Genomic DNA, 11693 nt, shown 5'->3' with positions numbered 1-11693 from the left:
CTTCCTGGCCGGATGGGCGCTTAGCTCAGCGGGAGAGCACTACCTTGACATGGTAGGGGTCACAGGTTCAATCCCTGTAGCGCCCACCATCCGGTTCCTCAATAAAATCCAGCATTTCCTGGGTTTCTCGCGGATCAGCATCGTGAGAACGAACCCCGTCCGTAGCCCGCAATTCGGCACACAACGGCACAGAACGGAATAGGAAGTGGTGCAAATTCGGTGCAGCCCCCGAACGTCGCGTTCGCGGATGTTCCCGGCACCCTGAAACGCAAAAAGCCCGCCCCCGGGTGACCGGAGACGGGGCCTATTGCTGAGAGGTCAGGTCGGGCGCGTTAGGGGCAGGCGCGGCTCACGAACTGCGAATTACGCTTTTGCCCACCGTATTTTTCGTTGGCCTCGGTCCTGCGCTGAAACTGGAAATCGATCGGCAGGCCGGTTCGCGCGGCGAGGTAAGACGAGATGGCCGCATTCAAGAACGCCAACCGCGCGCACGTCCCGACGCTCGGATCATAGCCGGGAAACAGCGCGTCGAATTCGGCGTCGTCCATCATCAAGCGCAGGTCGACATCGCGAAAATCGGCCCGCTCTAAGCACGACCCGACCAGCATGGGCGGCGTGCCGAACGATTCGAGGATGGATCGGCAAGCGTGGCGCAGCACATACTGTTGCGTCACGTCGAGATAGTAGGGGCGTTGCTTGGTCATCGTTTCGCCTGTTCAAGCTGGGTGCGGCCGCGCATCCAAGACGCCACGCCAAGGATTGCGCCGGGGATCGAGAACAGCAGCGCCATCGCCGTGATGATGTCGGGGAGCGCGCGGATCATCTCGACATCGCGTTTCGCGACCGCGTAGATCGCCAAGCCGATGATACCGGTCGCGCAGATATTGAACTGCACGGCGGCAGCGAACCCCCAGAACGGACGCCAGCGGCGTTGCCACGGGTCGACCGAGGTCGATTCCGCGCGCATCGTCTCGTTGACGGCCTTGAGCCGGTCGGTTTCCTCGCGCCAAAGGAACGCCTCATGCGTGTTCCAAGATTCCTGCATTTTGAGCGCAAGGGCCGGGTCCGCCTGGATTGCCGCCAGCGCGGCCGCACCGTCCGGCTTACCTGTGACGGACTTTGCAACGCCGATCAGCTTGTCGGCGGCATCGGCGGCCTTCGATTTGTCGTCGCCTGAAATCCAGCGAATAGCCGTCGGCACGAACTGGGCAAGGCCCAGCGCGATCGTGATCGGGTCCATGGCTCAATAGCTCCAGCAGGTCGGACGCGGCTGCCCCTCGGCCGGGGGCGCATCGTCGAGGTGGATAAAGCGCGGTTGCCCCGCACGCTGGCTGATGCCGACGCCCGTAAAGCCAAGCTCGACGGCCAGCGACATTAGCTTGAACGCATCAGGCCCCGCACACGGGATATCGACCGCGCGGCCCTGGCGATGCGCGCCAACGGTCGTCTTGCCCATTTCGCTGATGTGCTTCTCGCAGCGAAAGCCCGACGATATCGCCAGCGGCTTGCCGTAGCGCTCGCGCAGCCGGTCAAGGCGCTCGACCGTGCCCGCGTCCATTTCCGAGCGCCCGCCGCAGTTGCCGCACTTGCACGCGAACTCCTCGGGCTTGAAGTATTTGGCGTTCCAGTCGGTCATCTCAATCATCCTTCCGGCGGCCCATGCGCTCGTTGCGCGTGCGCCATTTGTGGATCTCGTTGGCGAGCCGGAATCCCATCCACACGACCGTCAGCACGGTCGCGATGTGGGGCAGCCAGCCCAGCGCCACGGCGCCGAGCGTCGCCACGCTGGCCGCATCCGCCATGCGCGCGACGGGCTCGTTCTGGTCGATGATCTGGTTGAGGTTCATGCTGGCCCCCATGAGGCGATCACCAGCGCCTGGGGCGCATTGTTCGAGGCTTGCGTCGCGGTGATCGAGCGCGCGGATTGCGCCGACGCGAAATCGTCGCAGGCCGTGGAAAGCGTGTTGTTGCCGGCACCGCCTTGGTCGGTGCGCTCGGTCAGATTCGTCCAGGTGTAGGTCGTGTTGCCGTTGTCGTAAGCGGCGGCGATCGCCACGCCGTCGGCGGGAATATCGATCGCCGCCGACACGGCGGCGCTGCTGTTCGTGGCGCTGGAAGTCGCGTGCGCGGTCGCGGCCGCATCGAGCAGGCGGAACACCGAAACCGAGCAGCGCAGATGCCCGGTGTTGAAGGTGACGACGACATTGCCGCTTGTGCCCGTGGGCACGGCGGCGGCCCAAAGCTCGACCGTGTGATCGTTGCCGTTGCCGGTCTGCTGCACCTTGACCCGCGACGCCGAAATACCCGCGACCGTCACGCTGGAGACCTCGGCGGGCGAACCCAAGCGCTGCCCCGCGATCGCGACGACGATCCGGCGCGTGGCGTCGGCCGCCCCCAGCGACAGCGACGAAAACGTATAGGTCGTCAGCGCGGTGTTTTGCGTGTCGTGCGCGACGTTCGTGACCGAGGCGGGAGTCGAGGCGGGCGGCGCCACGATGGGGAACGGGAACGTCATTGCAGCGCCTGGATATGCAGGTGCATGAACCCGTTGCATCGCGTGATGTAGCACATGAAATCGTCGCCGTTCGTCGTCGTGAACGAGCCCGTGACCTTCGTGAATCCGCTGGTCGTGACGGCACCCGCCGAGCCGTTGTTCGTGTACTGGACGACCATCGTGCAATCCGAGGCGGGCGGCGCCAGGGTGTGCGCCCCGCCGTTCGTCGCGTATTGGAAATTGCCGTTGGCCGGATCGGGCGTGAACGTGCCCGAGGATTTTGTGCCCGCGCTGTAGGGCGTGGCGCTGTAGCCGACCGCGCCAACGGTGCCGCCGCCGAGCTTCGCGGCGGGCACGGTCGGCACGACAACGGGGGTGCCGTCGGCCTTCACATAGGCCACCACGCGCATGTTGGCTGTCGTCTCGGCGCGCACCCGGGCAACGTCGCCGGCCGCCGTCGTGATGTTCGCGCCGCCGGGCAGGATCAACGATGTGGCGTGATGCGTCAGGGTCAGAACGTCGTCGAAAACGATGGTCCGTTCGGCGCCCGTGTTGGGGGCCGTGCCGAGGCCGGTGATCGTCGTCGTCCCGGTGACGTGGAGATAGTCGCCATCAGCGCCCGCCCAAATGTCGCAGGACGTTGCCGACGCGACGCTGGCGCCCTTCTTCACGCCCAAGGCCGCCAGGGCTGCGGCGGCAGACGTTGCCCCCGTCCCGCCCGCCGCGATCGGCCACACATCGCCCGACGTGCCGGCGTACATGGCCTTCAGAATCGCCATCATCTGACGTTGGGCGTTGTTGAGCCCCGACATCGGGCAGTTTTCCCCGATATTCACACCGCCGATGTCGGTGTTGTTCGCGGCCGTGGCGTCGAAATCGCTGATCTTGTCCTTGGACATCGGCTTGCCCCACGAAAAAGCCCGGCGTGGCGGCCGGGCTGTGGTAGGTTTCTCGGATGATGCGTTGGCACTACACGGCGAGCGGTTTCGTGGTGATGATGTCCACGGGCATGCTCATGTGTCTGATCGGCTGGGTCGTCGCGGGACGGCCCGAGCGCGGCCTTGCTTACGCGTTCTGGTTCCTGGTTTTGGTGATGCCGTTCTGTGTCATCGCGGATTGGCGCTCGGCTCGGAAAGAGCGGGCGGCGCAAAATCGGCTGGCGAGCGCAGCGGGGTCATTCCCGCCGTCGACTGTCCGAGAAGTTGCGCCGCGAGTTGCAGTGCCGCCTCGGATTTCGGGCCCAGCATCCTGAGTTTTTTCAGCGCGTCGAGATTGTTCGGGTCGGTCACGGCCTGAGCGAGTTTCAGCATGCCCTCGTCCGACATGCGCGAGGCCACGCGATCGCCGATGGCGCCGCCGACATCGAGCATGCGTTGCGGCGAGGTCAAGCGCCCGGCGGCGCGCGCGGCACCGCCGAACTGATCGCGCAGCGCCATCAGCCCGGTGATATCCGTCGCGGTCGGCGAGCCCTCGGGCAACGTGACCGCGACATGATCCAGGGTTTGCATCAGGCGCTGGAAGCCCTGCCATTGCACGGGCGTCATCGCGGCGCGCAGCACGTCGCGTTCGCGCTGGTTCGCCTCGTTGCCCCACACGCGATTGATGAACTGGCGCGGCGAGCCGTTGGCCGCGGCGAATTGATCGCGCAGATAGGTCGAGAGCCCGGCATTCCATTGGTCGATCTGCTGGGCGCGTTCGAATGCCGCGCGGGCCTGGGCGACGCCTTGCGGGCCGATCCGGCGAAAATCGAACAGGGCGCCGGCGTCGCGCGCGAGATTCGGCGTTTCCTTGTCGGCGAGCTGGCCGACGGGGCCGCCGGTCAGCGCATCGATCTCGGGCGACTTTCCGGCGAAAGCCTTGCGCGCGGCGGCGTAGTCCGGGTTCGCCGCGTCGAGGATCTTCAGCATTTCGTCTTTGGTGCGGGCGACGGCGCGACCGACGGAGTTGACGCCGGTCACGGTCTTATTGCCCTCGACCACGCTGTCCAGGCCGCGCTTGATGTAGTCCCAGGCGCGCCAATCGGGCGCCGATTGCAGCACGAGCTTGCCGTCGACTTCCTTGAAATACTGCGGCAGATCGCGCCCTTCCTCGGCCGCCAAACGCTGTGCCGAGGTCCAGGCGTCGCGCATCGACGGCCGTTTCATCAGCGTAGCCAGCGCGTCGTTCATGAAGGGCGGGGCTTCGTCGAGCGCCTTTTCGTAGGCCGGGCGCGCGACCGCGCGGCGCTCGTCAACCGCCTTCTGCACGGCCTTACCCGCCCCCTCGCGCAGCAGGCGCGCACCTTCCTCGGTCGATTGCACGGGCGAGATCGCGCCGGTCACGTCGTCCACGGCGCGCGAGACCTGACCGCGCTGGTTCTGGAAGAACTGGCGCATCACGTCCATCGCCGCGTTGTCGCGGGCAAGCTGGCGCTCGGTCACCATCGAACTCGGCAAGCGCGTGGCCTGCCCGAACGACAGATCGACGCCGATCGATTTGGCGTCGTCGCGCGCCTGCTGCGCGGCGGCTTGCGTTTGAGGCGCCGTCGCGGCCTTGCGATCGAACGGCGCGATTTTGAGCGGATTGCGCGAGAGCAGCGCCGAAATCCCGCGCGCGATGGCTTGACCGCCGCCACCCATCGCGGCTTGGCCCAGCGCGTTGTAGCCGTCGATATCCAGCGCATCGCGACCCGCGACCATGTTGCCGACCGCTTGGCGCGCAACGTCGGTCGCACCGGCGGCAGCGGTTGCGCCTGGCACGCCGCCCAGGAACGGCGCGGTCGCGATTCCCGCCGCACCGGCGGCCACACCGGGCAAAGTCGGGCCGAATTCGCTGCCGAGCCACGGCCCGAGGCGTTTGACCGCATCGATCGGTCCGGTCGCGCCGCGCACCGACGGGATCGCGCGATTGATCCGGCCGTCCTTGCCGACATAGACGATATTGCCGTCGATCACGCCGAATTGCTGTTCGGGAATGCCCATCTGGCGCGACAGCACGCGGATCTTGCCCTTGTCGTCGGGCGGCAGGCTCGACAGCACGGCGGCCCCGCCGGACGCGCCGAACGCGGGGTCGTCGCGGATGACGGTCGAATCCGGGATTTTCGTGCCCGCCGGGGCGGCGCGCAGCTCCGCGCCCGGCAACGCGCCGGGCTTGTCGAACGGGTCGACGAAATTGCCCGCGCCTTGCGGCGGACCGGGCGGCAGCGCGGCGGCACGCGCGGCCAGCGCCGCCGGCGCATCGAACGGATCGACGAACTCAGCGGCGGCCATATTTCACCCGCCACTGGTTCAGGATTTCGCCGTCGCTGACATTGGGATTCGCGTCGCGCGCCTTCTCCATGAATTCCGGCAGGAACACCGGCAGATTGCTGTTCGGGTTGACGCCGAGCAGCGGGGTCTTGTTGCGCCAGTCGCGCCACGCGATGGCCGCACCCTCGAAGGATTTCTTCGGGCTGCTGGCGCGGTACTCCTCCCAGAATTGATGCTGGTACTGGTCGAGCTGGGCCAGCGCATCGGCCGAGCGCAGCAGGAAATCGCGGGCGGCGGGCGTGTTGCCCAGGCTCGACACCGTGCTTTCGATGCGCTTGGCGTCGTTCTCGGTCTGCGGGCCTTTCTGCGCCTGCATCTTGGTCAGCACGAGGTTTTGCATCGTGCCGACGAAGGCCTGGCCGTCGGTCACGCGACCCAGCAATTGCTTGGCGGCGGGCGATTCCGTGTTGAAGCCGAGTGCCGCCGCCGCGTTGCCGATCTGCATTTGCAAGGCGGAGGGCAATTCGCGGCCGTCCGGGCCGGTCGTGGCGATGGTGCGCGCCATGGCGAGCTGATTGCGCGCGTCGTTCGCCGCGTTGCCGCGCTCGCGCACCGTCTTGTATTCGTCGACCAGCGCTTTGCCGTAATCGGACGCCTCGGCGCCGTCCTGCTTTTGATCGATCGTCACGGTCGTGCCCGGCGGCGTGCCCAGGCGCGTCACGTAGTCGCGCGCCGCCTTCTGATATTCGGGCGTGCCGGGTTGCAGGCCCGCCGCCGACAGTGCCGTTTCGAAGCTGTTCGGCGCATTCGGCTTGGCGGGCGCGGTGAAGATCGGCGCCTTCGACAGCGGATCGAGCAGCGTATCGCCCGCCGAAAGCTTGATCGGTTCGCGCTTGGTCAACGTGCGTTGCGCGACCATCTGCATGCCCGCGTCGGGGCCGAGCGCGCGCAACGTTTCGATCTCGGCCGGGCTGAAACCCATCTGCTGCGCGAGGGAAGGCGGCAATGCGGCCGCGTTCGCGCGGGTCGGGCCGCCGGTCATCGTCTCGGGCATCTTGGGGGCCGCGAACAGCGCGTCATAGGCGCCGCGTCGCGCCGCGCGATCGTCGCTCTGGCGCTTGGCGTCGGCGATCTGCAAATCCTGAAGCTCGCCGACGCGCCGGGCCTGCCGGTACTGACCGTAGCTCGCCATGCCGTTTTGAAGCGCGGCACCCAGCGCTTGGCCGAGCGAGACGGGCTGCGCCGACCAGCCGCCCGCCTGCATCAGGGGTGCGGCGAAACCGAGCAGAGCGGCGGTTTTGGGATCGTCGAGACCGCCGAGCAACGAAGTGGTCATGTCCGCCCCCTTAGATCAGACCGAGAAGCGCGCCGCCGGCCGCGCCGTATCCCGCACCCAGGCCGGTCATCTGGCCGAGGGCGGCGCCCGACAGCGCGCCGCCGAGCAGGCTCGCACCCTGGTTGCGATACATCGGCGTCTGCGTGACGGTCTGCCCGCCATAGCTGCCGCCCGCGACGAGCGAGGCGTAGCGGCGCAACGCTTCGTCCGGGGCCGCTTGGCTGAAATTGAAGCGCTGGATCTGATCGCCCAAATCCTCGGCCGCCTTGCCTTCGCGCGCAGCACCCACGCTCGCCAGCATCTGCTCGGGCAGGAACTGCGCGCCGTAGGTCTGCGGGGCCAGCGCTTGGCCCTGCATCTGGCGCGTGCGTTCCTGATCGTAGTTCTGGAACGCGAGCGACGACGTGGCGTCGGCGAGCGCGGAAGCGCTGGCGTTGGCATGCGCGCCGCCGCCGTAGCGTCCCGCCGCCGCGAATTGGCTATCGACGCGCGGCCGCACCTCGTTCGAGATGCGATCGACCATCGCCGAGAAATTCGGGTTGCCGGCGGACAGGAAATCGCCGTTGAGCGTCGCGGTCAGGTTGGTGTTGGCGGCCCCCAGCAGCGGGCTCGCCGCGTTCGCCTTGTTCTCGGTGCCGAGCAGCGCCGCCTCGGTCTGGTTCGAGAACGGGACGACGGTCGAATTCGGGTAGAACGAATAGCCCGATCCGTCGCCGAACTGGTCCTTCGCCTTGGCGAACACGTCCTGAAGCTGCGCCGCGTTGTAGGGCGTGGCGCTTTGCGTCGAGGTCTGCACGGTCGAGCCGCCGGAACCGGCGCCGGAGCCGCCGAGGAAGGCCGCGCGCGTCGTGTCGCGCGGTGCGCCGGGGATATGGGTCATAGCGCGCGCTCCAAAACGATATGGGCGATTTTGTAATCGGGCAGGACTTTCACCCACCCCTTGCGCGCGCGAATCCTCGACGTGGCGCAGCCCTGAAGGCGCGCCCAATCCTCGATTTCGGCGATCAGATGGATCCACTTCACGCGGTGTTCGCCGACGCAGCCGACGATGAAACACACCTTGCGTTGCGGATAGGAGACCACTTCGGTCAGCACGGTCGCGAGCAGATCGGCGCCGTCCAGCACGATCCACAACTGGAAATCGCCCGATGCGATGCGGGCCTTGATGTCGTCGGCGGTCATCTCGCCGGCCGAAGTCTCGGCCGTGCGTTCGATATGGGCGCGCACCAGCGGCCAAGCGCGTTCGGCGTCGGCCGTGGGCACGTTGTGCAGCTTCACCATTGGATATCCGGGATGACGAAGCGGTTGCCCTGCCAGGAATTATAGGCGCCGGGCTTGTAGACGATCGCGCGGCGGATCGCGTCGCGGACGATCTGGTCGGTCGTGGTCTCGCCGCCGAACATGCCGGTGCGCTGGAACGGCGCTTGGCCCTGCTCCCCGGTGCCGCCGCGGCTGTCGCTGGCGAAGCCGTCGGGGTCCGTCGGTGTGCTTGGCGCCTCGTCGGCGCCCATGTACTCGGACATCACCCCGCCTTTTGCAGCGTCAAGCGCATATCCAGCGAGCGTGTTGCCGGGTTTTCCAGCCGCAACCGCAGCGTTTATGAGCGAATAGCCGGGCACGAGAGCGCCGAGCGCCAAATTGGTAAGCGTCTCTCCGGGGCGCGCGGCCATGTCCTGAAAGTTGGCAAGAACGTTGTCGCCGATCATGCCCAAAAAGCCGCGCGTATCGGCATATGCTGGCATCGATTTCGGGCCAACTTGATTTGAGGCAATCGCCGAAAACGGATCGATAATATCGGTCGCCGCAGCCGCCTCATTGATCGCGCCCACCAAATCATTGGTCGCGTTTTCGGAACCGGCGCGATCGGCGTCGGTTTGGTCGCCGCCATAGCCGTAGTCGGATGCGCCGCCCATCGGATCGCTGGTGTCGAAAAACTCCAACAACCCCGTGCGCGGGTTGATGGTGCCGGACCCGCCGCGCGCCTTGAGCAGCGCGGCCTCCTGGGGCGTGATATGGGCGATCAGATGGTCGCCGTTGCGGCCCGCCCGGCGCAGACGTTCGGCGTCGTCCAGCAGGCCCGGACGATCTTTGACCTTCGCGGTGATCATGTTTTCTATCCGATGATGACGGCGCGGAACGTGCGATCGGTCTGCGAATTATTCGCGTGCCGGACCGTCAATTGCCCCGCCTTCATGTCGCTCGCCTCGACATAGAGCGTGCCAGCACCGATCTCCGCCGCCGCATTGGCGGTCATCGGCATGAAGCCCACCCACGAGTAATAGCCAAGCCGTTCGTCGACCAAGACCGTCGAATCGGCGTTGTCGGCCAGCGTGAAATCCGCATCCGCCGCGCGATGCACCGCGTTGACCTGACCGCGCATCGCCGAGTTGATGGCGCGCGCGGCGAGCGATATCCAGCGCGCCAAAGCCGGACCGTCGTCGCCCGGCGTGCGGTCCGGGACCGACGGAAATTGGTTCTTGCCGCTCATCGGCCGCCCGACGCGTCGGCATCGACTTGCGCAGCTTTGGCGTGCGTCCAGCTTCCGCCAGCCGCGATATCGACGCGCGCGCGCATGAACCGGGCATCGATGCGCTGCGGGCACATGCCGTCGACGCCCGGCCCGGTCGCGGTCGTGTAGCTCACCGCCGCTTGCGGGGTGTCGCGATAGCCGATCTGCGCCGTGACCGTGCCGCCGTCAACCAAGGGCCGCACGCCGCGCGCGAACAGGCGGCGCCCGTTCTTGCCGTCGGTCTCGCCGGTCTCGATCCGGGCCGCGAGATTGGCGCCCGAGAACGTCGCGTAGCGGTGCGAGCGATCGAAGGCCGAGAGTTGCAGTTTGCCGCCGGTCCAAAACCGGCTATCCGGCCCGAACGGCGAGGTATCGGTGTCGAAGCCCAGGCCGTCCGCGTTGTCGGCGTTATACCCGGCCGTCATCGACCGCCAGATCGTCTCGCAGTCGATCGCCGCCGTGGACCAGCGATCGTGCTGCCAATTATAGATCCACAGCTTGTCGGGATCGCCGTTCGCGCTGTTCTGCGTCGGCACCGCCCAGATCGCGAGCTTGTTGATCGGATCGGCTGCGCCCACGATGCGATGGACGTAGGTCTGATTGATCTCCGACCAGAACGCCTTATCGACCCGCGACGCGCCGATCGGGAGAGCGCGCTGCCCGTCGCACGCATAGAACCCGTCATCGGCGAGGTAGAACGCGGCCGAGCCGTTGTTGACGATGCTGTCCGGCGCGACCAAGCCCCGACGGCGATCGATCGGCGAAATCTGAAAAATGATGCGCCCGCCGACGTAATCGAGCCGGTAGAGCGCGGTATCCATGAACACGAGGCCCGACGCGCCGCCGACCGCGCCGCACAGCCCGGCGATCCAGCCGCCGACCGGCACGTCCTGTTGATCCGATTGCTTCGCGGCGGCCTCGCTCGTGCCGACCGTGGGCCAATCCGTCGGATCTTCGATCGCGGACCAGCGCAGCCGGTTGGGATAGTTCTCGAGCCCGCCCAGCATGACGAAGCCCGGGTCCATCACCGCGATGTGCCGCGCCTTGGGCGGCGATCCGGCGAGGTCGGCGAACGCGGTCGAGGAACCCAGCGTCCAGGCTTGCGGGTTCTCCGAAATCGTCGCCGCGATGACGATCTCGCCGAATTGCTCGTAGCGCCACGCCTCGTCGGTCGGCAGCGCATAGCCGCCGGATTTCGAAACGTCGGACCACGCGGCGCCGCCGAGCTTGTAGAGCTTCGATGCGTCGCCCGCGAAATTGGTGACCGAGCCCGCCTTGTCGCGCGCCGCGAATGCGCCCTGGCACCGCGCGGCGAGAGCGTCGGAGAACGTCGAGAGCGAGGCGAGCGGGCCGTAGCTGTCGGGGCCGCGCGCGAACACGCCCGACGCGACGGAGGCGAACGCGCCGTCGATCGGCGAGGCGTCCGGCCGGTATTCGGCGAAAGGCAGCGTGACGACGGCCATGCTTAGCCCGTCGCGATATTGAAGCCCGAGCCGATCGAGATATCGATCGCCGGGCGCAGCGGTGCGCCGTTCCACACCGCGCGCGCGTTTTCGCCCTTGATCGCCGCGATCGCGCGATCGTAGAGCCCGAGCCACGTCGCGATGCGCAGGTCGTTCTTCATGAACGGCTCGGCCTCGATCAGCGAGCCGTAGAGATAGACATTCGGGTAGTTCGTCAGCAGCCAGTTGGTCGTGTTGCTGTCCGACAGCGCGGGGATCTTGCCGTAGTAGAACGGCTGGACCGCATAGACCGCGTCGGGGATCGGACCGAGATAGAGATTGGCGCCGACGATCGCGTAATGCGTGGGGCGGCCCTGGCCGTTGCCGGCATAGGTCGTGCTGAACTGGTCGAGCGCCATGCCGGTGATCGGCGTGTTCGTCGTGTCCGCGATCTGGAAGGCCCGCGGCTCAATGAAATCGGCAGGCAGCGGAATCGTGCGCTGGCCCGCTACGGTCGAGATGTTGGGGCCCGTCACCTCCATCTGGCGCACGCGCAATTCGCGGTTCACGCGCGCCTCGCACAGCGCGACGAAATCCGCGATCTGGGCGGTCAGGTCCGCGCGCGCGATCCAGTCGGCCAGCGAGGCCTTCAGATTGGCGTAGGTGTCGAGCGCCATCGCCGATC

14 protein-coding genes and 1 tRNA gene are annotated in these 11693 nt (G+C 66.9%); 1 reads left to right on the top strand and 14 read right to left on the bottom strand.

Translation table 11 applies throughout. The annotated features are described in order from the left end of the window. Positions 1-14: 14 nt before the first annotated feature. Positions 15-89: transfer RNA gene (locus tag J0H39_14030), tRNA-Val, on the top strand. A gap of 243 nt (positions 90-332) precedes the next feature. On the opposite strand, the gene J0H39_14025 is transcribed toward J0H39_14030, so the two are convergent. The 14 genes from J0H39_14025 to J0H39_13960 form a co-directional block, all read right to left on the bottom strand. Further along, complete coding sequence (locus J0H39_14025) at positions 333-704, bottom strand: hypothetical protein (GenBank protein ID MBN9497870.1); 372 nt, start codon at positions 702-704, stop codon at positions 333-335. Further along, positions 701-1240: a hypothetical protein gene (locus J0H39_14020; protein MBN9497869.1), complete on the bottom strand. Its 540-nt coding sequence runs from the start codon at positions 1238-1240 to the stop codon at positions 701-703. The genes J0H39_14025 and J0H39_14020 overlap by 4 nt, the downstream gene beginning before the upstream one ends. A 3-nt stretch (positions 1241-1243) precedes the next feature. Then, positions 1244-1636 carry a peptidase M15 gene (locus J0H39_14015; protein MBN9497868.1) on the bottom strand — a complete coding sequence of 131 codons (393 nt, stop codon included), beginning with the start codon at positions 1634-1636 and terminating at the stop codon, positions 1244-1246. Position 1637: 1 nt separating this feature from the next. Beyond that, positions 1638-1847 carry a hypothetical protein gene (locus J0H39_14010; GenBank protein ID MBN9497867.1) on the bottom strand — a complete coding sequence of 70 codons (210 nt, stop codon included), beginning with the start codon at positions 1845-1847 and terminating at the stop codon, positions 1638-1640. Continuing rightward, positions 1844-2515, bottom strand: coding sequence for a hypothetical protein (locus J0H39_14005; GenBank protein MBN9497866.1), 672 nt, complete (start codon positions 2513-2515; stop codon positions 1844-1846). Before J0H39_14005 ends, J0H39_14010 begins: the two co-directional genes overlap by 4 nt. Further along, positions 2512-3393 (bottom strand): hypothetical protein, encoded by an 882-nt coding sequence (locus tag J0H39_14000; protein MBN9497865.1) that lies wholly within the window; start codon positions 3391-3393, stop codon positions 2512-2514. Before J0H39_14000 ends, J0H39_14005 begins: the two co-directional genes overlap by 4 nt. A gap of 207 nt (positions 3394-3600) precedes the next feature. Continuing rightward, positions 3601-5742: a hypothetical protein gene (locus J0H39_13995; GenBank protein ID MBN9497864.1), complete on the bottom strand. Its 2142-nt coding sequence runs from the start codon at positions 5740-5742 to the stop codon at positions 3601-3603. After that, a complete protein-coding gene (locus tag J0H39_13990; protein MBN9497863.1) occupies positions 5729-7057 on the bottom strand; it encodes a hypothetical protein in 1329 nt (442 codons plus the stop codon). The genes J0H39_13995 and J0H39_13990 overlap by 14 nt, the downstream gene beginning before the upstream one ends. 10 nt (positions 7058-7067) lie before the next feature. Further along, on the bottom strand, positions 7068-7937 hold the full coding sequence (locus J0H39_13985) for a hypothetical protein (GenBank protein MBN9497862.1): 870 nt from the start codon (positions 7935-7937) through the stop codon (positions 7068-7070). Continuing rightward, positions 7934-8338, bottom strand: coding sequence for a hypothetical protein (locus J0H39_13980; GenBank protein MBN9497861.1), 405 nt, complete (start codon positions 8336-8338; stop codon positions 7934-7936). The genes J0H39_13985 and J0H39_13980 overlap by 4 nt, the downstream gene beginning before the upstream one ends. Continuing rightward, positions 8332-9165: a hypothetical protein gene (locus J0H39_13975; GenBank protein ID MBN9497860.1), complete on the bottom strand. Its 834-nt coding sequence runs from the start codon at positions 9163-9165 to the stop codon at positions 8332-8334. The genes J0H39_13980 and J0H39_13975 overlap by 7 nt, the downstream gene beginning before the upstream one ends. A gap of 5 nt (positions 9166-9170) precedes the next feature. Next, positions 9171-9545, bottom strand: a complete 375-nt coding sequence (locus J0H39_13970; GenBank protein ID MBN9497859.1) for a hypothetical protein — start codon at positions 9543-9545, stop codon at positions 9171-9173. Then, the gene (locus tag J0H39_13965; GenBank protein ID MBN9497858.1) at positions 9542-11029 is read right to left on the bottom strand and encodes a hypothetical protein; all 1488 of its coding nucleotides are present in this window, start codon (positions 11027-11029) and stop codon (positions 9542-9544) included. Before J0H39_13965 ends, J0H39_13970 begins: the two co-directional genes overlap by 4 nt. Before the next feature lie 2 nt (positions 11030-11031). Next, positions 11032-11685 carry a hypothetical protein gene (locus J0H39_13960; protein ID MBN9497857.1) on the bottom strand — a complete coding sequence of 218 codons (654 nt, stop codon included), beginning with the start codon at positions 11683-11685 and terminating at the stop codon, positions 11032-11034. Between the last annotated feature and the right edge of the window lie 8 nt (positions 11686-11693).

The sequence above is a fragment of the Alphaproteobacteria bacterium genome (assembly GCA_017308135.1).
Taxonomy (GTDB): domain Bacteria; phylum Pseudomonadota; class Alphaproteobacteria; order CACIAM-22H2; family CACIAM-22H2; genus Tagaea.
This window is presented reverse-complemented; position numbering and strand designations above follow the sequence as displayed.